General features: G+C 64.1%; 24 protein-coding genes and 1 pseudogene. 18 read left to right on the top strand and 7 right to left on the bottom strand.

Annotated features, from left to right (window positions below):
- Positions 1-82: 82 nt before the first annotated feature.
- Together ACHIRB_RS04185 and ACHIRB_RS04180 are read left to right on the top strand one after the other, a co-directional pair.
- On the top strand, positions 83-1,714 hold the full coding sequence (locus tag ACHIRB_RS04185; protein ID WP_395123339.1) for an ABC-F family ATP-binding cassette domain-containing protein: 1,632 nt from the start codon (positions 83-85) through the stop codon (positions 1,712-1,714).
- Between the two features lie 101 nt (positions 1,715-1,815).
- On the top strand, positions 1,816-2,046 hold the full coding sequence (locus ACHIRB_RS04180; RefSeq protein ID WP_199701222.1) for a helix-turn-helix domain-containing protein: 231 nt from the start codon (positions 1,816-1,818) through the stop codon (positions 2,044-2,046).
- Here ACHIRB_RS04180 and ACHIRB_RS04175 read toward each other — a convergent pair.
- Positions 2,043-2,543, bottom strand: a complete 501-nt coding sequence (locus tag ACHIRB_RS04175) for a cupin domain-containing protein (protein ID WP_395115916.1) — start codon at positions 2,541-2,543, stop codon at positions 2,043-2,045. The two genes, ACHIRB_RS04180 and ACHIRB_RS04175, sit on opposite strands and share 4 nt — an antisense overlap.
- Positions 2,544-2,622: 79 nt before the next feature.
- Between ACHIRB_RS04175 and ACHIRB_RS04170 the strand changes: the two genes are divergently transcribed.
- Together ACHIRB_RS04170 and ACHIRB_RS04165 are read left to right on the top strand one after the other, a co-directional pair.
- The gene (locus ACHIRB_RS04170) at positions 2,623-3,132 is read left to right on the top strand and encodes a MarR family winged helix-turn-helix transcriptional regulator (protein WP_395115917.1); all 510 of its coding nucleotides are present in this window, start codon (positions 2,623-2,625) and stop codon (positions 3,130-3,132) included.
- Between the two features lie 63 nt (positions 3,133-3,195).
- Entirely contained in the window at positions 3,196-3,597 is a 402-nt protein-coding gene (locus ACHIRB_RS04165; RefSeq protein ID WP_395123340.1) for a VOC family protein, read from the top strand.
- 6 nt (positions 3,598-3,603) lie between these two features.
- Here ACHIRB_RS04165 and ACHIRB_RS04160 read toward each other — a convergent pair whose 3' ends face one another.
- Both ACHIRB_RS04160 and ACHIRB_RS04155 read right to left on the bottom strand, forming a co-directional pair.
- Positions 3,604-4,185, bottom strand: coding sequence for a TetR/AcrR family transcriptional regulator (locus tag ACHIRB_RS04160; protein WP_199701230.1), 582 nt, complete (start codon positions 4,183-4,185; stop codon positions 3,604-3,606).
- Between the two features lie 82 nt (positions 4,186-4,267).
- The gene (locus ACHIRB_RS04155; RefSeq protein ID WP_395115919.1) at positions 4,268-7,084 is read right to left on the bottom strand and encodes an aconitate hydratase; all 2,817 of its coding nucleotides are present in this window, start codon (positions 7,082-7,084) and stop codon (positions 4,268-4,270) included.
- 315 nt (positions 7,085-7,399) lie between these two features.
- Here ACHIRB_RS04155 and ACHIRB_RS04150 point away from each other — a divergent pair, with 315 nt between their 5' ends.
- The 8 genes and pseudogenes from ACHIRB_RS04150 (at position 7,400) to ACHIRB_RS04115 (ending at position 15,787) form a co-directional block, all read left to right on the top strand.
- Entirely contained in the window at positions 7,400-7,948 is a 549-nt protein-coding gene (locus tag ACHIRB_RS04150; protein WP_395123341.1) for an Rv1476 family membrane protein, read from the top strand.
- Between the two features lie 348 nt (positions 7,949-8,296).
- Positions 8,297-9,780, top strand: a pseudogene (locus tag ACHIRB_RS04145) (NlpC/P60 family protein).
- Between the two features lie 152 nt (positions 9,781-9,932).
- Positions 9,933-11,171: an AAA family ATPase gene (locus ACHIRB_RS04140; protein WP_395123343.1), complete on the top strand. Its 1,239-nt coding sequence runs from the start codon at positions 9,933-9,935 to the stop codon at positions 11,169-11,171.
- Positions 11,168-12,118, top strand: a complete 951-nt coding sequence (locus ACHIRB_RS04135) for a DUF58 domain-containing protein (RefSeq protein ID WP_395123344.1) — start codon at positions 11,168-11,170, stop codon at positions 12,116-12,118. Before ACHIRB_RS04140 ends, ACHIRB_RS04135 begins: the two co-directional genes overlap by 4 nt.
- A complete protein-coding gene (locus tag ACHIRB_RS04130) occupies positions 12,115-13,119 on the top strand; it encodes a VWA domain-containing protein (RefSeq protein ID WP_395115924.1) in 1,005 nt (334 codons plus the stop codon). The genes ACHIRB_RS04135 and ACHIRB_RS04130 overlap by 4 nt, the downstream gene beginning before the upstream one ends.
- A gap of 44 nt (positions 13,120-13,163) precedes the next feature.
- Positions 13,164-13,877, top strand: a complete 714-nt coding sequence (fabG1, locus tag ACHIRB_RS04125) for a 3-oxoacyl-ACP reductase FabG1 (protein WP_199701240.1) — start codon at positions 13,164-13,166, stop codon at positions 13,875-13,877.
- A gap of 76 nt (positions 13,878-13,953) precedes the next feature.
- Positions 13,954-14,751, top strand: coding sequence for an NADH-dependent enoyl-ACP reductase InhA (gene inhA / locus ACHIRB_RS04120; RefSeq protein WP_395115925.1), 798 nt, complete (start codon positions 13,954-13,956; stop codon positions 14,749-14,751).
- A gap of 64 nt (positions 14,752-14,815) precedes the next feature.
- A complete protein-coding gene (locus tag ACHIRB_RS04115) occupies positions 14,816-15,787 on the top strand; it encodes a ferrochelatase (protein WP_395123417.1) in 972 nt (323 codons plus the stop codon).
- A gap of 13 nt (positions 15,788-15,800) precedes the next feature.
- Here the strand turns inward: ACHIRB_RS04115 and ACHIRB_RS04110 are convergent, their stop codons facing one another.
- Entirely contained in the window at positions 15,801-16,616 is an 816-nt protein-coding gene (locus tag ACHIRB_RS04110; RefSeq protein ID WP_395115926.1) for a hypothetical protein, read from the bottom strand.
- Positions 16,617-16,722: 106 nt separating this feature from the next.
- Here ACHIRB_RS04110 and ACHIRB_RS04105 point away from each other — a divergent pair, with 106 nt between their 5' ends.
- From ACHIRB_RS04105 to ACHIRB_RS04095, 3 genes are read left to right on the top strand one after another with little or no spacing between them, the layout of a single operon-like run.
- Positions 16,723-17,553, top strand: a complete 831-nt coding sequence (locus tag ACHIRB_RS04105; protein ID WP_395116191.1) for a DUF3097 domain-containing protein — start codon at positions 16,723-16,725, stop codon at positions 17,551-17,553.
- Between the two features lie 9 nt (positions 17,554-17,562).
- A complete protein-coding gene (locus ACHIRB_RS04100; RefSeq protein WP_395115927.1) occupies positions 17,563-17,994 on the top strand; it encodes an NfeD family protein in 432 nt (143 codons plus the stop codon).
- Positions 17,994-19,127, top strand: a complete 1,134-nt coding sequence (locus ACHIRB_RS04095; RefSeq protein WP_395116193.1) for an SPFH domain-containing protein — start codon at positions 17,994-17,996, stop codon at positions 19,125-19,127. Before ACHIRB_RS04100 ends, ACHIRB_RS04095 begins: the two co-directional genes overlap by 1 nt.
- Here ACHIRB_RS04095 and ACHIRB_RS04090 read toward each other — a convergent pair.
- The 3 genes from ACHIRB_RS04090 to ACHIRB_RS04080 form a co-directional block, all read right to left on the bottom strand.
- Positions 19,120-19,635 carry a hypothetical protein gene (locus ACHIRB_RS04090; protein ID WP_395115928.1) on the bottom strand — a complete coding sequence of 172 codons (516 nt, stop codon included), beginning with the start codon at positions 19,633-19,635 and terminating at the stop codon, positions 19,120-19,122. The genes ACHIRB_RS04095 and ACHIRB_RS04090 overlap by 8 nt on opposite strands.
- On the bottom strand, positions 19,632-20,216 hold the full coding sequence (locus ACHIRB_RS04085; protein WP_395123345.1) for a hypothetical protein: 585 nt from the start codon (positions 20,214-20,216) through the stop codon (positions 19,632-19,634). Before ACHIRB_RS04085 ends, ACHIRB_RS04090 begins: the two co-directional genes overlap by 4 nt.
- A 66-nt stretch (positions 20,217-20,282) precedes the next feature.
- Positions 20,283-20,966 (bottom strand): TVP38/TMEM64 family protein, encoded by a 684-nt coding sequence (locus ACHIRB_RS04080; protein WP_395116195.1) that lies wholly within the window; start codon positions 20,964-20,966, stop codon positions 20,283-20,285.
- Between the two features lie 164 nt (positions 20,967-21,130).
- Between ACHIRB_RS04080 and ACHIRB_RS04075 the strand changes: the two genes are divergently transcribed.
- The 3 genes from ACHIRB_RS04075 to meaB are packed head-to-tail and all read left to right on the top strand — an operon-like array spanning position 21,131 to position 26,282.
- The gene (locus ACHIRB_RS04075; protein ID WP_395115930.1) at positions 21,131-23,053 is read left to right on the top strand and encodes a methylmalonyl-CoA mutase family protein; all 1,923 of its coding nucleotides are present in this window, start codon (positions 21,131-21,133) and stop codon (positions 23,051-23,053) included.
- Positions 23,050-25,302 (top strand): methylmalonyl-CoA mutase, encoded by a 2,253-nt coding sequence (gene scpA, locus ACHIRB_RS04070; protein ID WP_395115931.1) that lies wholly within the window; start codon positions 23,050-23,052, stop codon positions 25,300-25,302. The genes ACHIRB_RS04075 and scpA overlap by 4 nt, the downstream gene beginning before the upstream one ends.
- Complete coding sequence (meaB, locus tag ACHIRB_RS04065; RefSeq protein WP_395115932.1) at positions 25,299-26,282, top strand: methylmalonyl Co-A mutase-associated GTPase MeaB; 984 nt, start codon at positions 25,299-25,301, stop codon at positions 26,280-26,282. Before scpA ends, meaB begins: the two co-directional genes overlap by 4 nt.
- Positions 26,283-26,325 lie beyond the last annotated feature (43 nt).

Raw genomic sequence — 26,325 nt, 5'->3', positions numbered from 1 at the left:
ATGGGTGGTTCTTGTGCTCGGAACCGGGCATCGACCCAGCTTCGACCCAGCCGTGACGCTCAGCCAACCCAAGGAGAACCCTGTGATTACCGCCACCGACCTTGAGGTCCGTGCCGGTGTGCGCACTCTCCTTTCGGCCCCGGGTCCGGCTCTACGCGTTCAGTCCGGCGATCGGATCGGCCTCGTCGGTCGTAACGGTGCAGGTAAGACGACCACACTGCGCATTCTCGCCGGCGAAGGCGAGCCGTACGCGGGTGCGGTGATTCGCTCGGGCGACGTCGGCTATCTGCCGCAGGATCCGCGCGAAGGCGATCTCGACGTTCTTGCGAAGGACCGAGTGCTCTCGGCACGAGGGCTCGATCAGATCCTTCGCGACCTCGAGAAGCAGCAACTGCTGATGGCAGAGGTGGTCGACGAGACCGAACGCGACCGCGCGGTCCGTAAGTACGGGCAACTGGAAGAGCGGTTCTCCTCGCTCGGTGGCTACGTCGCCGAGAGCGAAGCAGCTCGCATCTGCAACAGTCTCGGACTGCCGGACCGCGTGCTTGCACAGTCGCTGCGCACGCTGTCCGGTGGTCAGCGTAGACGTATCGAGCTCGCCCGAATCCTGTTCGCTGCCTCCGACGGTAGCGGCGGTCGGTCGGACACGGTCCTGCTGCTCGACGAGCCGACCAACCACCTCGACGCCGACTCCATCACCTGGCTGCGCAGTTTCCTGCAGAGCCACGACGGTGGGCTGATCGTGATCAGTCACGATGTCGAACTGCTCGCCGACGTCGTCAATCGGGTGTGGTTCCTCGACGCAGTTCGCAGCGAGGCCGACATCTACAACATGACGTGGCAGAAGTACCTCGACGCGCGTGCGACAGACGAGCAGCGCAGGCGCCGCGAACGCGCCAATGCGGAGAAGAAGGCCGGTGCGCTTCGGGTGCAGGCCGCAAAGATGGGTGCAAAGGCAACCAAAGCTGTTGCTGCACAGAACATGGCGAAGCGCGCCGACAAGTTGATGGCAGCCCTCGACGACGTCCGCGTCTCCGACAAGGTTGCCCACATCCGTTTCCCGGAACCGGCTCCGTGCGGGAAGACCCCGCTGATGGCCGAGAACCTCACGAAGGTCTACGGCTCGCTCGAGATCTTCACCGGTGTCGACCTCGCCATCGACCGCGGTAGTCGCGTCGTCATCCTCGGCCTCAACGGTGCGGGTAAGACGACATTGCTTCGGATTCTCGCCGGTGTCGAGACGCCGGAGGCCGGTTCGATCGTGCCGGGGCATGGCCTCAAGATCGGCTACTTCGCGCAGGAACACGACACCCTCGACGACGCCGCAAGCGTGTGGGACAACATTCGCCACGCGGCGCCGGACGCGGGGGAGCAGGACCTGCGCTCGCTGCTCGGTGCGTTTATGTTCACCGGTCCCCAGCTGGAGCAGCCTGCCGGCACGCTCTCCGGTGGTGAAAAGACGCGTCTCGCCCTGGCGGGTTTGGTGTCGTCGGCAGCCAACGTGCTGCTGCTGGACGAACCGACCAACAACCTCGATCCGATCTCGCGCGAACAGGTGCTCGACGCATTGCGCAGCTACGCGGGCGCAGTCGTTCTCGTCACGCACGATCCTGGTGCGGCCGACGCTCTTTCCCCCGAGCGCGTCATCCTGCTGCCCGACGGAACCGAGGACCACTGGTCGGCCGAATACCTGGAACTCATTCAGTTGGCGTGAAACTTGTTCGACTACTCGCGAGTAGCAAGTCGATGGTGGTTGATCAGCTCGAGGTGAGTGTCTAGCCTTGGATCTACGCTGGTCAGCGACTGGAGGACGCCATGGGCGAACGTGCAGGACTACCCAAAGGCGCCCGCGTGACGGGCAAGTCCAGAGACAAGCTGCAGAGTCAGCTCAAGAAGCAGTACGAAGCCGGTGCGAGCATCCGCTCCCTCGCGCAATCGACGGGGCGATCGTACGGCTTCATCCACAACGTCCTCGTCGAGTCGCACACGCAGTTGCGTAGCCGTGGCGGGGCAAATCGTAGAAGGGCCTCTGCCGCAGCCGGTTAGGCCTGTGCGGCGACTGTTCGGCCCGCGGTGCGCTCCTGCCACCAGTTCGGCGCGTCGACGAAGTGGTTGTCGTAAAGCTCTTGTGAGGCAGCAAGATCGGCGAGTGTCGCCGTGCCGTCCTGGATGCGACCGAGCAGGCGGAAGTAGTCGAATCGTTCGACCCCGGGTGTCAGCGCGATGAGAAGTCGTGCCGACGTGCCCGGTGCGGCACCGAATGCGTGCGTCATCCGTCTCGGGACCACCGCGGACCCGCCTGCGCCGACCGTCACGATGCGGTCGTCGAGAAGGATCTGAATCTCGCCGTCGATCACGTAGAAGAATTCCGACGATCGGGTGTGGAAATGCGGTGCGGCACCGTCTGCGCCTAGGTCCAGCCGGACTTCGAGGGTGGATAGAGCACCGCCCGTGCTGCTCGCGTCGAGGAGCAGGTGGGTCGACACGTGCTCGTTGCCGATGACCTCGACGTCGCTCGGTTGTACAACCGCTGCGTGTTCCATGGTGTCCTCCGTATCGCCGAGATAATTCGGTGAAAGATAATTCGCTACCGAACTATATGCCAGCGAATAGGATACGTCCATGGCAGCGCAAGGAAAAGTCGACCGAGTCGATGTGATCGTCGATCAGTGGTCGCGAGAACGACCGGACCTTCCGACGGAGGCGATGGGCATCTTCGGCCGTCTGGGTCGGGTCGCAATGCTGCTCGAGGCCGCGATAAACGCGACGTTCGATCGGCACGGTCTCCAGCGCGGGGAGTTCGATGTGCTTGCAGCACTGCGTCGTTCGGGAGCGCCCTTCGAACTGAACCCCTCGGTTCTCGCCGAAACGATGATGCTCTCGCGCGCAGGCATGACCGGTCGGCTCGATCGGCTCGAAGGTGCCGGACTTGTCCGCCGCATTGCAGACTCGGCAGATCGCCGCAGCGTTCGGGTTGCGCTGACACCCTCGGGACGGTCCCTGGTCGACATCGTCGTTGCCGACCACGTCGAGAACGAGGAGCGGTTGCTCTCGGTGTTGGCCGCGAAGGATCGGCGGGAACTCGATCGAATCTCGCGGCTGCTTCTGGCAGGTCTCGAAGCAGATACTTGACTCTCCAGCAACGGGAGGCCAGATGGTTGTGCTGTCGCTGGAAACAACCAGAAGGAGCCCGACATGTTCTCCCTGTACCCCGTCATCTGCGCCTCCGACGTAGCGCTCAGCCGCGACTACTACCGCGATGTGCTCGGCATGAAGGTCGTCTTCGATTCGGGTTGGTTCGTCCACCTGCAGGACCCGGCGAACGAGACGGTTCAGTTGGGCATCGTCGCCCGCGAGCACGACACCGTCCCCGTCGGCTATCGAACCGAGCCTTCGGGAGTGCTGGTCACCGTCGAGGTCGACGACACAGACGCGATCCACACCAGGGCCGTCGAACACGGACTGACCATCGTGATGCCGCTGCGCAGCGAAGAATTCGGCCAACGCCACTTCATGACAGTCGACCCGGACGGCTTGCTCGTCGACGTCGTGACGGTGATTCCGTTCAGCGAAGAGCAGGCTGCGTTCAGCGTGTGAGCGAGGTCAGTTCTCGAGCGTCGGACTCTGCGTGCGCACCGATGCTTCGACGAGATCGAGTACAGCCGAAAGGTTCTCGCTGACATGCCCGGATGCGATGCGCGCAATCAGGCCGTCGAGCACAAGGTCGAGATAGCCGAGCAGAACGTCGGTCGGTACGTCTTCACGTAGTCGACCCTCCGACTTGCGCTGTTCCAATCGTGCGATCGTCGCTGCGGTGAGTTCTTCGGACCGCTGCTCCCAGTTGCGGCGGAATTCGGTGTCGGTGCGGAGACGCCGTGCGATCTCCAAACGTGTTCCGAGCCAATCGAACTGCTCCGGATGCGCCAGCATGTCACGCATCACCTGAACCAGACCCTGGGTCGCTGCGACCTCGGCCATCCGGGCCGCGTCCTCGCGTGCCAGCGCCAGGAAGAGCGCGTCCTTGTCACGGAAGTGGTGGAAGATCGCACCGCGAGACAACCCGGTAGCTTCTTCGAGCAGCCGGACAGTTGCGCCGTCGTAGCCGAATTCGGCAAAACAACGTCGCGCGCCGTCGAGAATCTGACTGCGGCGCGCGGCGAGATGGTCATCGCTGACCTTGGGCAAAAGGCCTCCTTCGTAGGGCCTGCGGCCTCGTGAGTCTTTTCGGAGGGCAGGCCCTCCAAAAAGACTCACGAGCGCGAAGCGCCTAGGAGCGAACCATGTTCCGCAGCACGTACTGCAGGATGCCGCCGTTGCGGTAGTAGTCCGCCTCACCCGGTGTGTCGATGCGGACAACCGCGTCGAACTCCACCTTGGAGCCGTCTTCCTTGGTTGCAGTGACGTGGACGGTCTTCGGCGTCTTGCCGTTGTTCAGCTCCGAGATGCCGTCGATGTCGAAGGTCTCGGTGCCGGTCAACTTCAGGCTCGACGCCGATTCGCCTGCCGGGAACTGCAGCGGGACAACGCCCATGCCGATCAGGTTCGACCGGTGAATGCGCTCGAACGACTCCACGATGACGGCCTTGACGCCCAACAGGCTCGTGCCCTTGGCCGCCCAGTCGCGCGAGGAACCGGAACCGTATTCCTTGCCGCCGAGCACGACAAGCGGAATGCCGGCCGCCTGATAGTTCTGCGAGGCGTCGTAGATGAACGACTGAGGCGCGCCGTCCTGGGTGAAGTCGCGGGTGTAGCCACCCGAAACATCGTCCAGCAGTTGGTTCTTCAGGCGAATGTTCGCAAACGTGCCGCGGATCATCACTTCGTGGTTACCGCGCCGCGAGCCGAGCGAGTTGTAATCCTTGCGCTCGACGCCGTGCGAGTCGAGGTACTGCGCGGCCGGGGTGCCCGGCTTGATCGGACCGGCCGGGCTGATGTGGTCGGTCGTGACCGAGTCGCCGAGCAGAGCAAGCACACGAGCGCCCTTGATGTCGGCGACGGGTGTCGTCTCCATCGTCATACCCTCGAAGTACGGGGCCTTGCGCACGTAGGTGGAGTTCTGGTCCCACTCGAAGGTGTCGCCCTCCGGGGTCTCCAGACCCTGCCAGCGGTGATCGCCCGCGAAGATCGTTTCGTAGGACGAGGAGAACATCTCACGGTTGATCGCGGACTTGATCGTGTCGTCGATCTCCTGCGCGGACGGCCAGATGTCCTTCAGGAACACGTCGTTGCCGTCGGTGTCCTGTCCGAGCGCGTCGTTCTCGAAGTCGAAGTCCATCGTGCCCGCGAGACCGTACGCGATCACCAGAGGCGGCGACGCCAGGTAGTTCATCTTCACGTCGGGGGAGATGCGACCCTCGAAGTTGCGGTTACCCGACAGCACAGCAGTGACGGTGAGGTCGTTGTCGTTGATCGCCTTGGAGATCGGCTCGAGCAGCGGTCCGGTGTTACCGATACACGTGGTGCAGCCGTAACCACCGAGGTAGTAGCCGAGCTTCTCGAGGTAGGGCCACAGACCGGCCTTCTCGTAGTAGTCGGTGACGACCTGCGAACCGGGTGCCATGTTGGTCTTGACCCACGGCTTGGTCGTAAGACCTTTCTCGACCGCATTGCGAGCGAGTAGCGCGGCACCGAGCATGACCGACGGGTTCGAGGTGTTGGTGCAGGACGTGATGCCCGCAACCACGACGGCGCCGTGGTCGAGGACGAACTCGCCCTTCTCGTCTGTCGTGACCTTGACCGGCTTGGTCGGACGACCCTCTGCGCCGTTGGCAGCGGACACGACGTCGACAGCGCCGTCGTCGGCGAACGAGAGAGTCGCCGGATCGCTGGCGGGGAACGACTCTTCGACTGCTTCGTCCAGCTGCGAGTGCGGCGTCGCCGACGAGTGACCCTCGGCGTCGTTCGTGTAGTTGTGAATGTCCTTGCGGAAGGCGATCTTCGACTCGCTCAGCAGGATGCGGTCCTGCGGGCGCTTCGGTCCGGCGATCGACGGAACGACGGTGGAGAGGTCCAGCTCCAGGTACTCGGAGTAGACGGGCTCCTTGTCGGCGTCATGCCACATGCCCTGTTCCTTCGCGTACGCCTCGACGAGAGCAAGCTGCTCGTCGCTGCGGCCGGTGAGGCGCAGGTAGTTGATGGTCTCGCCGTCGATCGGGAAAATGGCTGCGGTGGAACCGAACTCGGGGCTCATGTTGCCGAGCGTCGCGCGGTTCGCCAGGGGAACCTCGGCGACACCCTTGCCGTAGAACTCGACGAACTTGCCGACCACGCCATGCTTGCGAAGCTGTTCGGTGACGGTGAGGACGACGTCGGTCGCCGTGACGCCGGGCTTGATCTCACCGGAAAGCTTGAAGCCGACGACGCGCGGAATCAGCATGGAGACGGGCTGGCCGAGCATGGCTGCCTCTGCCTCGATGCCGCCGACGCCCCAGCCGAGCACACCGAGACCGTTGACCATGGTGGTGTGGGAGTCGGTGCCGACGCAGGTGTCGGGGTAGGCCTGACCGTTGCGGACCATGACGGTCGGCGCGAGGTACTCGATGTTGACCTGGTGCACGATGCCCATGCCAGGGGGGACGACCTTGAAGTCGTCGAACGCGCCCTGACCCCAACGCAGGAACTGGTAGCGCTCGCCGTTGCGCTGGTACTCGAGATCGACGTTGCGCTCGAGTGCGTCGGCCTGGCCGAAGACGTCGAGGATGACCGAGTGGTCGATGACCATGTCGGCGGGGGAGAGCGGGTTCACCTTGCTCGGGTCGCCACCGAGCGTCGCGATCGCCTCACGCATGGTGGCGAGGTCGACGATGCAGGGCACGCCGGTGAAGTCCTGCATGATCACGCGGGCAGGGGTGAACTGGATCTCGGTGTCCGGGTCCGCGGACGGATCCCAGTTTGCGATAGCGCGAATGTGGTCCTCGGTGATGTTCGCGCCGTCTTCGGTACGAAGCAGGTTCTCCGCGAGAACTTTCAAGGAATAGGGAAGTTTTTCGGTGCCGGGCACGGCCGAGAGTCGGAAGATCTCGTAGGAGTTGTCTCCGACTTCGAGGGTGCCCTTGGCGCCGAACGTATCAATGCTTGCGGTCACGTCAGCTCCACTCAGGTGAGGGTCGCCGCCGACGGGGCTGTGTCGACGGCTCGTTGAGGCTTGTGGACCGAGGATTCGGCTTTCAACCTCGCTCCCGAGTCTAACAGTACGCTTGTCCTGTGAAACCGCGGGGCAAAATCGGTGAACTGAAAAAGTTGGAACGACGCGCCTCGCCGGAACCGATCCGGCCAGGATCGGCGTACCCGTTCGCGTAGTGTGCAACGAGGCTCGACCCGTCCTACACCGCTTGTCGAACAACTCCGCTCTCCGACCGCCTGTGCTCGCGCACCCCCGACCGAACCGGATGAATCGCCTGTGTCCTTTGCTACCTCGTTCCAGCCTGCTCGCGCAGAGTTGCCTCCGAATATCGACGTCGACGAGGTAGTCGCCGATCTCGCGGGCGACCACGTCGCAGCCGAGGGCAAGACCACGAAGGAAACAGCCGAATTGGTCGACATCGTCGAGCAAGCGCAGTCGGCGGGCATCGAGCTTTCCATCATCGTGATCCCCGCCAACCCCGGTCACGATTCGATGTTGCGAGACCTCGCGACCGAGGTCGGTAAGCAGGAGGGCGGCACCGTCGTCGTGCTCAGCCCCGACTGGATCGGGACCTACAGCACGACGATCAGTCGGGTCCAGCTCGAGACCGCAGAGGACCCGGCCAAGAATCAAGGTGGAAATTCGACGGTCGCGGCACAGAAGTTCACAGACGAGCTGATGACGGACAGCCTGCCGTGGACTGCGATCACAGCAGTGCTGCTTGCCGTGACGGTTGCTGTGGTTGCCGGGCTGTATGTCGTCAAATCCCGCAGGGACGAACCCGTAGTAACTCCGTCGACCGAAAAGTCGGAAATTCCCGATTAGGTAGAAATCATCGGGCATCGATTCGAATCAGGCTGCACTCGAAAAGAGTGCAGCCTGACTTTTTTGGCCGTATTCCGAGCGGGTTCTCCGCTGAAACCACGAGCATCCACCGCATCGTCGCAGGTAGAGGGCAACAAATTACGTCGATGTTATTTGTTACTGGAGTTCCTTTAGCGGCAAAAGTGTCGTACGGTGCCATTGACACTCTTGGGGAAGAAGTGTCGCAAAGAGTGCGAAGTGGTCCCGAGTTTCCAGTGATTCAGGACGGTTCGAGTGCTCGACGGTGTGCGTCTTGTGCCGGTTTGCGTCCGTTTTTCCCGTGGGCTCAGTGGACCGAGGGAGAGATTTGTGAAGCAGAAGTCGAGCAGCCGCGGCCGGCCGCGGACAGCTACGACTGCGGCGCGGGCTTTGATCGGCATGATCGTCGCCGTCGCCCTTGCCGCTGCCGTACCTGGTACGAGCGCCGCGGTCCCGCCACCACCGCCCAATCCCAGCGACTCCGACATCGCGCAGGCCGACACGCAGGTGCAAGCGCAACTCGGCAACGTCGGCGAGCTGATCAATCAGGTCGCCGCCGCGAACGAGCAGCTTCGCCAGCTCGACGACGCGGTTGCGGCAAAGCGTGAAGAGGTCAACAAGGCCCTCGTCGACCTGCAGAACGCGCGCAGCGCGGTCGATGCCGCCGCCGCTTTCGTCGGCACCGCTCAGCAGGCACTCGTCGACTCCGGCGCCCAGATCGAGCAAGCTCAGACACGTTTCGACGGCTACGCGGCACAGTCCTACATGCAGGGCAACGCCGGCGCGGCCTCGGTGGGTCCTACCTCGGATCGAAAACTCCCGACGACGTCATGAACCAGGCGCAGTTGCTGCAGCTTGTGTCGTCGAGCCAGGAAGCCGTCGTCGACAACCTGCAACGGGCCCGCACTGCACAGGCGAACAAGGACTCCTCCGCCCGCAAGGCGAAGCAGGACGCCGACGTCGCCGCAGCCGACGCCGAGGCGAAGAAGGGCGAAGCGGAACAAGCGATTGCGGTCGCCCAGTCCGCACTTGCGGAGCAGGCGAACCGCAAGCAGCAGATCGAGGATCAACGCGCGTCCGCACAGGCACAGCTCGACGCAGCGCGGTCCAACGTCGCGGGATTGCAGGATCAGCGCTCGAACTACGAGCAGTGGGACACCCAGCGGCAGTTCGAAGAGCAGGCAATCGCCGCCGCCGCCGAAACGGCCCAGGAACTCGCACTGCAGGCCGCTGCTCGCGTAGCGGCGAACCAGGCCGCGCGTGACCGCGCCGCAGAACTCTCGTCGGGGCAGCGGCCGCACACCCAGGTCGAAGACGACGACGCGAATTCGACGCCGGCGCCCAAGACCAAGTCGAAGCCGAAGAGCAAGACGAAGCCGAAGGTAACGGGTTCCGCAGCAGTCGAGACCGTGATCGACCGCGGCATGTCGCAACTCGGCGTGACCTACGCATGGGGCGGCGGCGACGAAAACGGCCCGACCAAGGGCATCAAGGACGGCGGCGTCGCCGACAGTCACGGCGACTACAAGAAGGTCGGCTTCGACTGCTCGGGGCTTATGGTCTACGCCTTCGCCGGTATCGGGATCTCGCTTCCGCACTACAGCGGCTACCAGTACACCTCCGGTGAGCAGGTTCCGATCGACGAGATGGAACGCGGCGACATGCTCTTCTGGGGACCCAACGGCAGCCAGCACGTCGCGCTCTACCTCGGCAACGGCGAGATGCTCGAAGCGCCGCAATCAGGCGACGTGGTCAAGATTTCCCCTGTTCGTGAGGGTGGAATCATGCCGTACGCGGTCCGCCTGTACGACTAGTCGAGAGCACCGCCCCATCGTGGCGGCGCGTTCGTGACATGCCCTACGACCTGCCTTGGACAAACCCGTTACGGCGCAATCGCCGGACACCTGGAATAGTTGTGTCGGGTAGCTGATTCGAGCACGATTCCTAGGTTGAAAGCGGTGGATTCTTGGTGACCTCATCCGACGGTGCTGCGTCGAGCCTCGCAACGGACGTCCAGATCCTCGAGAAAGCGATCTACGAGGTCAAGCGTGTGATCGTCGGTCAGGACCGACTGGTCGAACGTCTTCTCGTAGGTGTACTCGCTCGCGGCCACGTGCTCCTGGAAGGTGTCCCCGGCATCGCCAAGACCTTGGCGGTCGAGACGTTCGCGACTGTCGTCGGTGGCTCGTTCTCGCGCGTGCAGTTCACGCCCGACCTCGTTCCGACCGACCTGATCGGTACGCGGATCTACCGGCAGGGTCGCGAAGAGTTCGACACCGAGCTCGGCCCGGTCGTCGCGAACTTCGTCCTCGCAGACGAGATCAACCGTGCGCCTGCGAAGGTGCAGTCCGCGTTGCTCGAGGTGATGGCGGAGCGGCACGTGTCGATCGGTGGCAAGACCTATCCGATGCCGAGTCCCTTCCTCGTCATGGCCACGCAGAACCCGATCGAATCCGAGGGTGTCTACCCGCTCCCCGAAGCGCAACGCGACCGCTTCCTCTTCAAGGTGCTCGTCGACTACCCGTCGGTCGAGGAAGAGCGCGAAATCGTCTACCGCATGGGTGTCGTTCCGCCCGTTGCGAAGCCGATCCTCAACCCGGCCGAGGTCGTGCGGTTGCAGAAGGTCGCCAGCGAGGTGTTCGTCCACCACGCGCTCGTCGACTACGTGGTTCGGGTCATCTCCGCGACCCGTAATCCGGCGCAGTTCGGCCTCGACGATGTGGCGGGCTGGATCTCCTACGGCGCTTCGCCGCGCGCGAGCTTGGGCATCATCGCCGCATCACGTGCACTCGCACTGATTCGCGGGCGCGACTACGTCGTACCGCAGGACGTCCTCGAGGTCATCCCCGACGTGCTTCGGCACCGCCTCGTGCTGTCCTACGACGCCCTCGCAGACGAGGTGTCCCCCGAGGACATCATCACGAAGATTCTGCAAACGGTCGGCCTGCCGCAGGTGGCCGCACAGCCGATCGCGGCCCAGCCGCACGCGCCCGCACCGCAGGGGCCGCCGCAGCCACACGTACCGGGTCCGCCGCAGCAGGGTCAGCCCCAGCAGGGACCTCCGCAGCAGGGTCAGCCTCAGCAAGGACCTCCGCAGCAGGGTCAACCCGTGCCTCCGGCTGGATCCCAACAGCAAGGACCACAGCCGGGTAGTGCACCCGGTGGCGGTCCGGCGCCGTCGACGTCCCTCACCAAGTCGCAGTGACGGCGAATACTCCGCCGTCTTTTCGCTCGGGAAATCTCGACGACCCGAGACTTTCAGCAGCGCTGAAAACGCTCGAACTGACAGTTCGTCGCCGGTTGGACGGCGTGCTGCACGGTGACCATCAAGGTCTGATTCCCGGACCGGGCTCCGAACCAGGCGACGCCCGGCTCTACCAACCGGGTGACGATGTGCGGCAGATGGATTGGTCGGTCACCGCCCGCACGACCCATCCACATGTGCGGCAGATGGTTGCCGATCGTGAGCTCGAAACGTGGATCGTCGCGGACCTCTCGGCGAGCCTCGATTTCGGAACCGCCGACTGCGAGAAACGCGACCTCGTCATCGCGGCTGCCGCTGCGATCACCCACCTCACCAGCGGTGGCGGCAACCGGATCGGTGCCGTCGTCACCACGGGTGACAAGACGATTCGCATTCCGGCCAGGAGCGGCAGGATGCACGCACACGCTCTGCTGCGGAAGATCGCTGCGACACCACATGCCGAGGACGGCGTGCGTGGCGACCTCAAAGGTGGCATCGAATCGTTGCGTCGGCCACAGCGCAAACGTGGACTCGCCGTGGTGATCAGTGACTTCCTCGGCCCGATCGATTGGCAGCGGTCGTTGCGCGCAATCTCCAATCGCCACGACCTGCTCGCTGTCGAAGTGCTCGATCCGCGCGATCTCGAACTTCCCGATGTCGGCAACGTCGTTCTGCACGATCCGGAGACCGGGCGCACGCGTGAATTCAACGTGAGTCCCGAACTGCGTGCCGACTTCGCCGACGCTGCACAACAACACCGAATCGACGTGGAGCAGACGTTGCGTAGTTGTGGTGCGCCGGTGCTGACCTTGCGCACCGATCGCGACTGGATATCCGATGTCGTCCGCTTCGTCGCCACACGACGCACGAGTTTCGGCGCACCAGTGAACGGGGCACCGCGCCAGTGATTCCTACGCAATTCACCGCGACGATCTGGCTTGCGTTCGGACTCGTCGTCGTTGCTCTCGCAATCGGCTACTGGCTCGGCCAACGCCGCAAACAACGCGACGTCATGCGGTTCGCCAATATGGAGTTGCTCGAGAAGGTCGCACCCAGCCGACCCAATCGCATGCGACACCTTCCGGTTGCGCTGCTGTTGATCGGTCTGCTGCTGTTCACCGTTGGAGCGGCGTCCCCGACGAAGGAACAGCGGGTACCTCGCAACCGCGCGACCGTGGTTCTGGTTCTCGACGTCTCGCTGTCGATGGAGGCAACCGACGTCAAGCCGAGCAGGCTCGCAGTCGCGCAGGAAGCCGCGAAGGATTTCGCCGACGGACTCACGTCAGGGATCAACCTCGGTCTCGTCGCGTTCGCGGGCACCGCGTCCGTGCTGGTGTCGCCGACAACGGACCGGGAGGCCGTCAAGGTTGCCATCGACAGGATCAAACTCAGTGAGCGAACCGCGACGGGTGAAGGTATCTACTCTGCCCTGAATTCGATCGAGACGCTCGGCGCGGTGATCGGTGGCGCCGAAGAACCGCCGCCGGCGCGGATCGTGTTGATGTCGGACGGTAAACAGACCGTTCCCGACGACCAGGACGTCAGCAATCCTCGGCACGCGTTCGTCGCCGCCCGTGAGGCGAAGGCGAAAGGCATTCCGGTGTCGACGATTTCGTTCGGAACCAGTTATGGAACGGTCGAGATACCCGACCAGGAGCGTGGCGGTACCGATCGGGTCGAGGTGCCTGTCGACGACGATTCGCTGCGGGAAATCGCGAATCTCTCCGGTGGCGAGTTCTATACGGCGTCGAGTTTGGAAGAGCTGACGGCCGTCTACGACACTCTCGAACAGCAGATCGGTTACGAGATAAGACGCGGCGACGCGAGCCGGCTGTGGTTCCTGCTCAGCGGCCTTGTCACGGCCGCAGGCGTTGCGACTGCGCTTGTGCTTCGACAACGGATCCCGTGATCCCGATCTCCGTTCCGAAAATTCCAGACGATAGGTTGTTCGGTATGTCGAACCCCTCGCGCTCGGTCTTGGTCACCGGCGGCAACCGCGGAATCGGTCTCGCTGTCGCTCTTCGGCTCGCTGCCGACGGTCACAAAGTCGCTGTCACACATCGTGGCTCGGGCGTGCCGGACGGTCTGTTCGGCGTCGTGTGCGACGTCACCGATTCCGACGCCGTCGATCGTGCTTTCAAAGAGGTCGAGGACCATCAGGGCGCGGTGGAGGTGCTCGTCGCAAACGCGGGCATCACCGACGACACGCTGTTGATGCGCATGAGCGAGGAACAGTTCAGCCGGGTCATCGATGCCAACCTGACCGGCGCTTTCCGCTGCGCCAAGCGGGCGAATCGCGCGATGCTGCGGGCTCGCTGGGGTCGGATGATCTTCCTCGGCTCCGTCGTCGGTATGGGCGGCGGACCCGGTCAGATCAACTACGCGGCGTCCAAGGCCGGTGTCATCGGTATGGCTCGCTCGATCACGCGGGAACTCGGTTCGCGCTCGATCACCGCAAACGTGGTTGCACCCGGCTTCATCGAAACCGATATGACGGCCGAGTTGGACGAGAAGTACAAGACGATGGCGCGGGAGTTCATTCCGTTGCAGCGTCTCGGCAAGGCGGAAGACGTGGCCGCTGTCGTCAGCTTCCTCGCCTCCGAGGATTCGGCGTACGTGTCCGGCGCGGTGATCCCGGTCGACGGCGGTATGGGAATGGGCCACTAGCTTGGTTCGGCCGAGTCGGTTCGGCTGAATCGGTTCGGCTCCCACAACAAATTTTTCACCGATCAGGAGACACATCATGGGCGGACTGCTCGAAGGCAAGACCATTCTCGTCACCGGAATCATCACCGATTCGTCGATCGCGTTCCACGTGGCGAAGACCGCGCAGGAGCAGGGTGCGAAGGTCGTGATCACGGGCTTCGATCGGCTGCGTCTGATCGACCGCATTGCCCAGCGTCTCCCGCAGCCGGTGCCGCCCGCGATCTCGTTGGACGTGCAGAATCCCGAGCACCTCGAAACTCTTGCCGAGCGGGTGCGCGAGCATGCTCCCGAGGGGATCGACGGTGTCGTCCACTCCATCGCATTCGCACCGCGCACCTGCCTCGGTGCCCCGTTCCTCGACGCCCCGTGGGCCGATGTTGCGGTCGCGCTGGAGATTTCGGCATATTCGTACTCGGCGCTCGCGAAGGCCCTGCTGCCGGTTCTCAACGACAACGCCTCGATCGTCGGTATGGATTTCGATCCGCGCACCGCGGTGCCGTTCTACAACTGGATGGGTGTTGCGAAGAACACCCTCGAAGCCGTCAACCGCTACGTCGCGCGCGAGGTCGGCGATCGTGGCATCCGCTCGAACCTCGTCGCGGCCGGCCCGATCAAAACGCTTGCGGCCAAGGCTATTGCGGGCACCGCGACGGGTGAGGCGACGGCAATCAACGAACTGAACACGGCATGGGACGCGAAGGCGCCGATCGGCTGGAACGTCGACGACCCGACGCCGGTCGCCAAGTCGGTCTGTGCCGTGCTGTCGGATTGGCTGCCTGCGACCACCGCCTCGATCGTCTACGTCGACGGCGGCGCCAGCCACATGGGCGGCTGAGCAGCAGGTGCCCGATGCCCTGCTTCTCCTCTCGTTCGGTGGTCCCGAGCAGCCCGACGACGTCATGCCGTTCCTCGAGAACGTCACTCGCGGTAGGGGAGTGCCACGCGCGCGCCTCGAAGCCGTTGCCGAGCACTACATGCATTTCGGCGGAGTCTCGCCGATCAACGAGCTGAATCGGCAGATCATCACGGCGGTCGAGGCGCAATTGCGTTCGGCGGAAATCGATTTGCCGGTATATTTCGGTAATCGCAACTGGCATCCGATGATCGAGGACACCGTTGCGCAGATGCGCGACGACGGCGTCAGGTCGGCACTCGTCTTTCCGACGTCGGCGTGGGGTGGCTACTCAGGATGCAGGCAGTACCACGAGGACATCGCGCGTGCCCGGTCTGCAGTAGGTCCGAATGCCCCGCAGTTGGTGAAGCTGCGGCAGTACTACGACCATCCGCTGCTCGTCGCGTCGTTCGCCGACGCGGTCGGTGCTGCGGTGGCCGAACTACCCGCCGACCGACGTAGCGGTGCACGACTGGTGTTCACCGCACATTCGGTGCCCATCGCCGCCGACGCTGCGGCCGGTCCGCCGGAGGACGGTGGCAACCTCTACAGCCGCCAAGTAGGCGAAGCCGCTCGATTGGTCGCTGCCGCAGCAGGATTCGAGTCGCACGATCTGGTCTGGCAGTCCAGGTCGGGTCCGCCGCAGGTGCCGTGGCTCGATCCCGACATCTGCGATCATCTGGAGGCGCTGGCCGCCGCCGGTACCGACGCTGTTGTCGTCTGTCCTGTCGGTTTCGTGTCCGACCACCTCGAGGTCGTGTGGGATCTCGATACCGAAGCCAGTGAGAAGGCAGCCGAACTCGGCATCGCGTTCGCACGGGCGGGAACGCCGGGAACAGACCCGCGTTTCGCGGAACTGGTGATCGACTTGATCGCAGAGCAGCGTGGCGATATCCCAGTGCAGCGCTTGGGAACCGAACCGTCCTACGGGGTCGGTCGTGACGGAGTCAGTTGCCGAACGGGTTGCTGCGCAAGGTAATCGCCCTCGCTGATCACGCCCGCCGGACACCCGATCGTAGGCACGAGTCGAGCGCAGCGAGCCGCGCCGATCGGACGGCATCCCACAGTGGGCGAAGTTGGTCTTGCCTGGCCGTGTCGATCGTCGCTGTGAGCGCATCCATTGCCGGACCCCGTTGGGCGACAGTCAGAATTGCGGCGACCTGATCGGCGCTGTCGAGTACCCGCAAGGCGCGCGGTGTGACCGACGGCGGGTACGGGTGCCGTGTGTACTCGGCGAGTTCGTCTTCGATCGCGTCACGGGGATCCTCGTCGCGGGATTGCGAGGTGACGCTTGCCAGCTTGGAGAGCGCGTCGGCGGCGGCACGCACTGCTTCGCGCATCGCGAACTCGGCTTCACCGAGTGTCAGTTCGTTGCTTCGGACGTCGGTGATCGGTACGTCGTGCACGGTCCAGCACAGGGTGTCGTCGTCGGTCCAGCCAGGGACGAGGCCGGTGCCTCTGCGCCCCGGTTCGCCGACAAGGAGCCCTTCGCCTGCCTCGATCGCTTCCGTCGCGAAAGGAGTGCCGGTCGGCAGACCGCGGACGTCGCCGGGTACCGGGAAGAGGATCCGCATTTCACTCGACTGCGATGCGAGGGCCTCACGAATCGTCTTGAGAAGCGTTGTGGCTCCCGTTCTTTCGGGTTCCGGCCACGGCAACCCGGTGCGGGCGGCGACCCCTGGATCGCTGGCAAGTACCAGAGTGTTGGGTGCCCATGTCCCCAACGCCTCCAGGACGTCGTCGGGCGCGCTTGTGCCCGCCAGCCAGGAGCTGGCCCATACGGCGAGGGTGGCGCTTGGAGCACTCATAATGACCGAGCATAGGACGGCGTGGCGTGCCGCGCTCGGTGATGAGCATCGCTTAGCGTCTTTCGTTGATACGAAGGGATGTGCAGCGAACGTGACACCGCGGGATATGTACGGCGGGGACATTTTGTCCGGACACAGCAGGGCGCGTAAAGCTGTCGTGCCGAAGGTTGCGGCCGAACGAGACCTGGTCGTCGAGGACGCGGCAACAGGCTTCTGTGGCGCTGTCGTCGGCTTCGAACGGTCCTACGACGGCGAGTTCGTCCGCTTGGAGGACGGCGCTCGACGGACGCGTCTGTTCGCCATGCGCGAGGCGGCCTTTCTGCTGGAAGGCAAGCCGGTGACGCTCGTGCGACCGACGGCGAAGCCCGCTCAGGCAGCGAGGACGCGGTCGGCGTCCGGGTCGACCAAGGTCGAAGGTTTGCGGGCACGGGTAGCGCTGCCGAGTCGAATCTGGGTCGAAGGTGTGCACGATGCTGCACTCGTCGAGCGGGTGTGGGGCCACGATCTGCGTGTCGAAGGCGTCGTTGTCGAACACCTGGAAGGTCTCGACAACCTCGGCGAGCGACTCGTCGAATTCCAGCCGGGTCCAGGACGTTTGGTCGGCGTGCTCGTCGACCATCTGGTCACGGGCTCGAAGGAAACGCAGTTGACCAAGGGGCTTGGTCCGTACGTCATGGTGACCGGTCATCCCTACATCGACGTGTGGGAAGCGGTGCGGCCCAAGGCTGTCGGAATCGAAGCGTGGCCGAAGGTACCACGTGGTGAGGACTGGAAGACGGGCATCTGCACACGCCTGCGTTGGGGTACGCCACAGGAAGGTTGGCGGCGGGTGTACTCGGCTGTGAACTCCTATCGTGACCTCGAAGCACCGCTGATCGGAGCGGTCGAGCGGCTCGTCGATTTCGTGACCGCTGGCGAGGCTGCCGGATCTGGTTAGTCTTGGGTTATGGCGGCTTTGATCTGGCTCGTAGCGGGGTTGCTTCTCGCTGCCGCCGAAGCGCTCACCGGTGATCTGTTCCTGCTGATGCTGGGCGGCGCTGCGCTCGCAACTGCGGGTGTCAGCGCGCTCACCGACTTTCCGGTGTGGGCGGACGCGATCGTGTTCGGTGTCGTCGCCGTGACTATGCTCGCGACCGTTCGTCCTGTGCTGTTGCGGCGGATGTCGTCGCGTCCGGCGCTGGCGATGAATGCCGACGCGTTGAGCGGCAAGCATGCGCTGGTGTTGGAGGAGGTCGGCGAACATGCGGGGCGAGTCAAACTCGACGGCGACGTCTGGACAGCCAGACCGCTCGATGTCACCGAGGTGTATCCGCCGGGCACGACCGTGACCGTGATGAAGATCGACGGCGCGACCGCCGTTGTATGGAAGGGCCCGTGATGATTGCTCTGATCGCTTTGGCCGTGATCGTCCTGTTCGTCGCGGTTGTCGTGTACAAGTCGATTGCGCTTGTGCCGCAAGCCGAAGCCGCCGTCATCGAGCGGTTGGGCAGGTATGCGCGAACGGTGTCGGGGCAGCTCACCTTCCTGATTCCGTTTGCCGACCGCATTCGGGCGAAGGTCGATCTGCGTGAGCGGGTGGTGTCGTTTCCACCGCAGCCGGTGATCACGCAGGACAACCTCACCCTGCACATCGATACGGTCGTCTATTTCCAGGTGACCAATCCGCAGGCCGCTGTCTACGAGATCAGCAACTACATCGCGGCCGTCGAGCAGTTGACGGTGACGACGCTGCGCAACGTCGTCGGCGGAATGACGCTGGAAGAGACCTTGACTTCGCGTGACGCCATCAACCGGCAGCTGCGCGGTGTGCTCGACGAGGCAACGGGCCGTTGGGGTCTGCGCGTTGCTCGCGTCGAATTGAAGAGCATCGATCCGCCGCCGTCGATCCAGGAGTCGATGGAGAAGCAGATGAAGGCCGACCGCGAGAAGCGGGCGATGATCCTCAACTCCGAAGGTATTCGCGAGTCGTCGATCAAGACGGCGGAAGGACAGAAGCAGAGCCAGATCCTGTCGGCGGAAGGTGCGAAGCAGGCGTCGATTCTTGCGGCGGAAGGCGAGCGGCAATCACGCATACTCCGTGCGCAGGGTGAGCGTGCCGCCAAGTACCTGCAGGCTCAGGGTGAGGCGAAGGCGATCGAAAAGGTCTTTGCCGCAATCAAAGCGGGCAAACCGACGCCGGAGATGCTCGCCTACCAGTATCTGCAGACGCTGCCCAAGATGGCTGAGGGCGACGCGAACAAGGTGTGGCTTGTGCCGAGCGACTTCGGTGACGCGCTCAAGGGCTTCGCCCGCAACCTCGGCGTGCCTGGCGAGGACGGTGTGTTCCGCTACGAGCCGACCGAGCCGGACGCGAATCTGCCACGCCCCGAGGACGATTCGGACGAGGTTGCCGGTTGGTTCGATACTCGCACCGATCCGGACATCGCGAGAGCTGTCGCGGATGCCGAGGCCATCGCGCGCCAGCCGGTGCAGGCGCTGGGACCGCTGCACAAGCAGGAAGAGCTCAGCTGAGCATGCCCCGGCCGATCGCACCGGCAGCGATTGCCCAGAGCACGCTGGTGAACGTGCCGATGATGAACTGCTCGGATGCGTGCGGTTCGCGTAGTTCTGGATAGCGGGCGAGACCTTTCACCGCAAGGACGATTGCCATACCTTCCGGCCAGCCTGCGAGTACCGCGCCTGCGATGGCTGCGCGTTCGAGTATGCCGATGATGCGACCGCCTTTGAGCGGTCCGCCGGTAGCCGGTTGCTGTGCTGGTTGCGTCGCATCGCGGCGGGCGATGCGAAAGGCGGCCGGCGCCAAGGGAAGACCGCCGAGCGCTGCCGCAACCAGGGTGAGGACGGCTGTAGCACCGAGAGCGAATCCGCTGACCTTGGTCGTCTCCGCGCCGGCGATCGCCGCGACCGCGAGCGCGACGAGTGCGGCTACGGGTGCCAGCCAGGCGGGAATCTTCTTCGGGCTCAAAGCTGCCGGCGCTACCCCGGCAATGCCGAGGAATACGAGCGCAAGGATCGTCATCGGTTGTCTGCCTCACCCAAGAGTCGTGCGGCGAGGGCCCGTGCTGGACCCTCGGCCTGCCAGCCGGCGGTGGAGAGCCGTTGCGACACGGCCTGTTTGCTGATCGCGAGCTTATCGGCAGCCTCCGACTGAGTTAGGCCCATCCGCATCTGGTCGACGGCGGCGTGTCCCTGTGTCGATCGTTTGGTGATGAGCAATGCCAGCAGCGTGAGAACGGCTTCGACATCCTCGGCGGCCTGGGTATCGGATCCGTTGACGGCAACGGCCGCCGGAGCGTTCTTGGCTCGGGTGACTGCGACCCGTGCTGCCTCGAATGCTGGTCCTCGACCTGCGCGCGTTTGTGGTGGCAGTGGTTCTTCGACCTCGCCGATACCGATTCCGACACTCCAGTGTCCATCCCGGACCAGGTCGAGCGCGATGTCGACCACGATGTCCGGATTGTCGGTGACGCCTTGGATCTCGTCACCTGCCGTGCGTTCGAACTGTCGGACGAGCGTTCTGTCGGCCAGCGTTCGAAGTATTGCTCCGACGCGGTCGACGTCTTTTCGACTGCCTCGTTGGTCGATCGTCATCACGAACATGAGTCAAGGATATTAGCTTTACATTTCAAAATCAAGCGTACAAACTTGACTTGTTGAAAGTAAGGCTCAGGGCTTGACCACAGGGGAAGGTGTCGCCGGCGGCACCTGGGGTGCGCCGACTGACATCTTGGCATCGAGAACCAACCCGGCGATGCCGATGGCGATGCAGATGCCGGACAGGACGAGAAGGGCAGGATCGGTTCTGCCGGTGAGGGCGTCGCCGAGCAGGACGACGCCGACTGTGCCAGGAATCACACCGATGACGGTGGCGACCAGATAGGGAACGAGCCGGATCGACGAGACGCCACAGCAGTAGTTGATCACCGAGAACGGGATGGGTGCGATCAGCCGTAGCGATCCGACGGCAAGCCAACCACGTCGAGCCAGATGCACGTCGACGGACCGAATGGCCGGATGCGTAAGCCGGGAGGCGACGCTGTCCCGCCCGACCGCGCGAACCAGTAGCAAGGCGAGCGCCGCGCTCACCGTCGTCGCCGACACCGCGAGCAAAATGCCTGTCAGAGGCCCGAACAGCACTCCGGCGCTCAAGGTGAACACGGTTCGCGGAAAGGGCGCGACGGTGATCAGCGCATGGGCGACGAAGAAGACGAGGGGAAACCACGGGCCGACGGAATCGGCCCAACTGCGCACCTGCTCCACATCGGGATGCGGGAGGAGTGTGCCGACGACGAACAGGGCGATCACCGCGCAGAGGAGTAGCAACAGCTTCGCTCCGACCCTCGACTTCATCGGACTACGAAGTCGCCTGCTCACAAGGGCAAAGGCTACCCGCCGGTAGCTCGAGTCGAGGTCGGACGGCCGCAGAACGGCGGTTAGCATCAAGGTCGAACGTGACCACAGCTCGCGCCGGACTCCTACGAACGGGCTCCCTCGAGCGGAAAAGGACAGCACCAGTGTCGACCGCACAATCGACGGACTCACAACCGGCACCTCCGCAACCGTCGCGGGCCGCAGCGGACTACGCGGCGTGGCAGCGCGCGGTCGCCGGCGTTCTCGCCAAGTCGCGCCGTGTGGATGTCGGCGAACTCCCCGAGAACCCGGAGAAACTCCTCGACGTCCGCACCTACGACGGCGTGACGGTCTCACCGCTGTACACGGTCCTCGACGAGCAAGCCGAAACTGCACTTCCCGGTGTGTTTCCGTTCGTTCGCGGCCGTGATGCACATCGTGACGTCAATCGTGGCTGGTTGGTGAGTGGGCGTTTCGACCTCGCCGATCCGGCAGAGGTCAACCAGTCGATACTGGACGCACTCGGCAACGGGGTCAGCGCGATCTGGCTCGGCATCGGCAACGGTCGACTGCCTGCGGGAGGTATTTCGGCTGCGCTGGACGAGGTGCTACTCGACCTCGCACCGCTGACCCTCGATGCGGGTGCCGACGTGGCCGAGGCCGCGCGTGCGGTCTTCGCGGTGCTGGACGAACGCGCGGCAGCAGGCGACGGCGTCACCGATCGGACGTCCGTCACGGTCAATCTCGGCGCTGCGCCGTTGACGACGGACTTCGCAGCGCGCTCGGGTCGCGAGATCGTCGACGTCGACTACGACGATGCACTCGAACTTGCTGCTGCAGCTCACGATCGGGCCGAAACCGTCAGGGCGATCACCGTCGACGGCACCGTGTTCCACAATGCCGGCGCAAGCGACGCCGAAGAACTCGGCGCAGGCATCGCGGCGGGACTCGAGTACGTCAGGAGCCTCACCGGAGCAGGGCTGACGATTTCCGCCGCGCTCGGTCAGCTCGAATTCCGTTATGCCGCAACCGACGACCAATTCCAGACCATTGCCAAATTCAGAGCAGGCAGACAGGTCTGGTCGAGGATCGCCCAGGTGTGCGGTGCGTCCGAATTCGGCGGTGCCCCACAGCATGCGGTGACCTCGGCAGCGATGATGACCCAGCGTGATCCGTGGGTGAACATGCTGCGGACGACTCTCGCCGCATTCGGAGCCGGTGTCGGCGGCGCGGACGCGGTGACAGTGCTGCCGTTCGACGTTGCAGTCCCTGCCGGTTCGCTGGAGATCTCGAAGTCGTTCGCGGCCCGCATCGCTCGCAACACCCAATTGTTGCTGCTGGAGGAAGCCCACCTCGGCCGGGTACTCGACCCCGGTGCAGGCTCGTGGTACGTCGAAAGTCTCACCGGTGCAATCGCCGAGCAGGCCTGGGCGTTCTTCCAGGAGATCGAAGCCGCCGGTGGTTACCGTGCCGCGCTCGAATCCGGCGTGATCGGCGACCGCATCGCAGCGACCCGCGCCGCTCGCGAATCCGATGTGGCACATCGCAAGACCTCGATCACCGGTATCAACGAATTTCCGAACCTGGGGGAGAAGCCGTTCCCGGCCGACGCCGAGGAGCCGCTGCCAGGAGTGGCGCGCTACAGCGCGGCATACGAAAAGCTGCGTGACCGTTCCGACAAGTACCTGGCAAGCAACGGTTCTCGGCCGAAGGTGCTGCTCGCAGCGCTCGGTCCGGTGGCCGAGCACAACGTCCGAACGACGTTCGTCACCAACCTGCTCGCCTCCGGCGGAATCGAAGCCGTCAACTCCGGACCGCTCGACCTGGCAAGCGTCCTCGATGTCGTCCGTGACGCGGGGGCAACGGTCGCGGTCCTCTGTGGCAGCGACAAGCGTTACGGCACAGACGGAGTGCCCGCAGTCGAGGCACTACGCGTCGCGGGTATCGACACCGTCCTGGTCGCCGGACCCGAGAAAACATTTGCCGACGCCGAAGGAGCCGATCGCCCCGACGGTTTCCTGACAGCACGCATCGACGCGGTGGCAGCTCTTTCGGAGTTGCTCGACACACTGGGAGCGACAGCATGACCCGCGAGGTAACGCACAGGATCGGCAACTTCGCCGAAGTCCCGCTGCACGATCCGGACTTTCCGGTCGTGCCGCCGCCGACGCCCGAGCAGGTCGACGAGCACATCAACGCTGCGGCTGTGGCGAACAACTACAGCGCCGAGCAGGTCGTGTGGTCGACACCCGAGGGCATCGACGTTCGCCCGGTGTACACGAAAGCCGATCGTGATGCCGCGAAGGAATCCGGCTATCCGGTCGAAAGCTTTCCGGGTACAGCACCTTTCCTGCGAGGCCCGTATCCGACGATGTATGTGAATCAGCCGTGGACGATTCGCCAGTACGCGGGCTTCTCGACCGCCGCCGACTCGAATGCCTTCTACCGCCGCAACCTCGCGGGCGGTCAGAAGGGCCTGTCGGTCGCGTTCGATCTCGCGACCCATCGTGGCTACGACTCCGACCATCCCCGGGTGCAGGGTGACGTCGGAATGGCCGGTGTCGCAATCGATTCGATTCTCGACATGCGGCAGCTGTTCGATCACATCCCGCTCGGAAACGTCAGTGTTTCGATGACGATGAACGGTGCGGTGCTGCCGATCCTCGCGCTGTATGTCGTTGCAGCCGAAGAGCAGGGTGTCACTCCGGATCAGCTTGCAGGCACCATCCAGAACGACATTCTCAAAGAGTTCATGGTCCGCAACACCTATATCTATCCGCCGAAGCCGTCGATGCGGATCATCTCCGACATCTTCGCCTTCACCAGCGCGAAAATGCCGAAGTTCAACTCGATTTCGATTTCGGGCTACCACATCCAGGAAGCGGGTGCGACGGCCGACCTCGAGTTGGCGTACACCCTCGCCGACGGCGTGGAATACATCCGTGCCGGGCTGGAAGCCGGCATGGACATCGATACCTTCGCGCCGCGGTTGTCGTTCTTCTGGGCCATCGGCATGAACTTCTTCATGGAGGTCGCCAAGCTGCGTGCAGGCAGGCTGCTGTGGGCCGAGCTGGTGGCGAAGTTCGAACCCAAGAGCGCGAAATCGCTGTCGCTGCGCACACATTCGCAGACCTCGGGATGGTCGTTGACGGCTCAGGACGTCTTCAACAACGTCGCTCGCACCTGCGTCGAAGCGATGGCCGCAACGCAGGGCCACACGCAGTCGTTGCACACGAACGCACTCGACGAGGCACTGGCGCTGCCGACCGACTTCTCCGCCCGTATCGCGCGCAACACCCAGTTGCTGCTGCAGCAGGAATCGGGAACGACCCGCCCGATCGATCCATGGGGCGGTTCGCACTACGTCGAATGGCTGACCAACGAACTTGCCAACCGAGCGCGCGCGCACATCGACGAGGTCGAGGCCGCGGGCGGTATGGCGCAGGCGATCGGCGAGGGCATCCCGAAGCTGCGAATCGAAGAGGCCGCCGCACGTACACAGGCGCGGATCGACTCCGGCCGCCAGCCGCTCGTCGGCGTCAACAAGTACGTACCCGACGAGCCCGACACCATCGAGGTGCTCAAGGTCGAGAACTCGAAGGTGCGGCGCGAACAGCTCGAGAAGCTGGAACGACTGAAGGCCGAACGTGATTCGGCCGCCTGCGAAGCCGCACTCGCCGAACTGACTCGGGCGGCGGCGTCGAACGAGGGCGGGATGGAGAACAACCTGCTCGCACTCGCCATCGACGCCGCTCGCGCCAAGGCTACGGTCGGCGAGATCTCCGATGCGCTCGAAAAGGTCTACGGACGTCATCAGGCCGAGATCCGCACCATCAGTGGCGTGTACCGCGACGAGGCCGGAAAGTCGAGCAATATGGCAAGCGCTACCGAACTCGTCGAGAAGTTCGCCGAGCAGGACGGTCGTCGTCCCCGCATCCTCGTTGCGAAGATGGGCCAGGACGGTCACGATCGCGGCCAGAAGGTGATCGCAACGGCGTTCGCCGACATCGGTTTCGACGTCGACGTCGGCCCGCTGTTCCAGACGCCGGAAGAGGTCGCCAACCAGGCGGCCGACAACGACGTCCACGTGGTCGGTGTGTCGTCGCTCGCGGCCGGTCACCTGACGCTGGTACCCGCACTGCGGCAAGCTCTTGCCGATGCGGGTCGTCCCGACATCATGGTCATCGTCGGCGGTGTCATCCCGCCCGGCGATTTCGACGCGCTCTACGAGGCGGGCGCCGCAGCGATCTTCCCGCCGGGAACAGTGATCGCGGATGCGGCAATTGGGCTGTTGGAAAAGCTTGGCGCGGCGCTGGGGCACGACCTCACACGGTGACGAATCCGATCGATATTCCTACCCTCGCGCAGTCCGTTCGTAACAACGAGCGGGCTGCGCTGGCGCGTGCGATCACCCTGGTGGAGTCGACGCGCAGCGATCACCGCGACCTGGCGCAGCAACTGCTGCTCGAGCTGCTTCCCGATTCAGGTGGGTCGCATCGTGTCGGCATCACCGGTGTTCCCGGCGTCGGAAAGTCGACGTTCATCGACTCTCTCGGCATGCGCCTGATCGGTCAGGGGCACCAGGTTGCGGTGCTTGCTGTGGATCCGTCGTCGACGCGTACCGGCGGGTCGATACTCGGGGACAAGACCCGCATGTCGCGCCTGGCGGTCGAACGCAAGGCCTACATTCGGCCGTCGCCGACCTCGGGAACCCTCGGTGGCGTCGCGAAGGCGACGCGCGAGACGATCGTGCTGCTCGAAGCGGCGGGCTACGACGTCATCCTCGTCGAGACGGTCGGCGTCGGTCAGTCGGAGGTGACGGTCGCCAACATGGTCGACTGCTTCTGCTTCCTGACTTTGGCACGGACCGGAGATTCGTTGCAGGGGATCAAGAAAGGTGTGCTCGAGCTCGCCGATCTGGTCGCGGTGAACAAGGCAGACGGCAAACACCTCATCGAAGCGAAAGGCGCAGCCCGCGAATTGCAGGGTGCGCTTCGGCTGATCTATCCGCACGACGCGATCTGGACACCGTCCGTTCTCACGATGAGTGGGCTGGAGGAATCCGGGCTCGACGAATTCTGGGACACGGTCCTGCGGCATCAAAAGGTGCTCGAGGCAGCGGGGGAGTTCCAGGAGAAGCGACGCCGCCAGCAGATCGACTGGACGTGGACGATGGTCAACGAGCAATTGCTCCGGCGACTCGCGAGCAGCGACAAGGTGAAAGCGATTCGAACGACCGTCGAGTCGCAGGTTCGCGAGGGTTCGTTGACCGCCGCACTCGCGGCCCAGCAGATCCTCGATGCGTTCGACAGCTGATCGGTCGGCTCGACAGGTCGGTCGGTCGCTGCTAGAACCGAAG

Source organism: Antrihabitans spumae, from assembly GCF_043944905.1.
Classification (GTDB): domain Bacteria; phylum Actinomycetota; class Actinomycetes; order Mycobacteriales; family Mycobacteriaceae; genus Antrihabitans; species Antrihabitans spumae.
This window is presented reverse-complemented; position numbering and strand designations above follow the sequence as displayed.

Bases quoted from the DNA above. Each gene is read 5' to 3' on its own strand.
- ACHIRB_RS04180 (WP_199701222.1), top strand. From the start codon at position 1,816: ATGGGCGAACGTGCAGGACTACCCAAAGGCGCCCGCGTGACGGGCAAG.
- ACHIRB_RS04175 (WP_395115916.1), bottom strand. From the start codon at position 2,543: ATGGAACACGCAGCGGTTGTACAACCGAGCGACGTCGAGGTCATCGGC.
- ACHIRB_RS04170 (WP_395115917.1), top strand. From the start codon at position 2,623: ATGGCAGCGCAAGGAAAAGTCGACCGAGTCGATGTGATCGTCGATCAG.
- ACHIRB_RS04165 (WP_395123340.1), top strand. From the start codon at position 3,196: ATGTTCTCCCTGTACCCCGTCATCTGCGCCTCCGACGTAGCGCTCAGC.
- fabG1 (WP_199701240.1), top strand. From the start codon at position 13,164: ATGTCGAACCCCTCGCGCTCGGTCTTGGTCACCGGCGGCAACCGCGGA.
- inhA (WP_395115925.1), top strand. From the start codon at position 13,954: ATGGGCGGACTGCTCGAAGGCAAGACCATTCTCGTCACCGGAATCATC.
- ACHIRB_RS04115 (WP_395123417.1), top strand. From the start codon at position 14,816: ATGCCGTTCCTCGAGAACGTCACTCGCGGTAGGGGAGTGCCACGCGCG.
- ACHIRB_RS04110 (WP_395115926.1), bottom strand. From the start codon at position 16,616: ATGAGTGCTCCAAGCGCCACCCTCGCCGTATGGGCCAGCTCCTGGCTG.
- ACHIRB_RS04105 (WP_395116191.1), top strand. From the start codon at position 16,723: ATGTACGGCGGGGACATTTTGTCCGGACACAGCAGGGCGCGTAAAGCT.
- ACHIRB_RS04100 (WP_395115927.1), top strand. From the start codon at position 17,563: ATGGCGGCTTTGATCTGGCTCGTAGCGGGGTTGCTTCTCGCTGCCGCC.
- ACHIRB_RS04095 (WP_395116193.1), top strand. From the start codon at position 17,994: ATGATTGCTCTGATCGCTTTGGCCGTGATCGTCCTGTTCGTCGCGGTT.
- ACHIRB_RS04090 (WP_395115928.1), bottom strand. From the start codon at position 19,635: ATGACGATCCTTGCGCTCGTATTCCTCGGCATTGCCGGGGTAGCGCCG.
- ACHIRB_RS04085 (WP_395123345.1), bottom strand. From the start codon at position 20,216: ATGTTCGTGATGACGATCGACCAACGAGGCAGTCGAAAAGACGTCGAC.
- ACHIRB_RS04080 (WP_395116195.1), bottom strand. From the start codon at position 20,966: ATGAAGTCGAGGGTCGGAGCGAAGCTGTTGCTACTCCTCTGCGCGGTG.
- scpA (WP_395115931.1), top strand. From the start codon at position 23,050: ATGACCCGCGAGGTAACGCACAGGATCGGCAACTTCGCCGAAGTCCCG.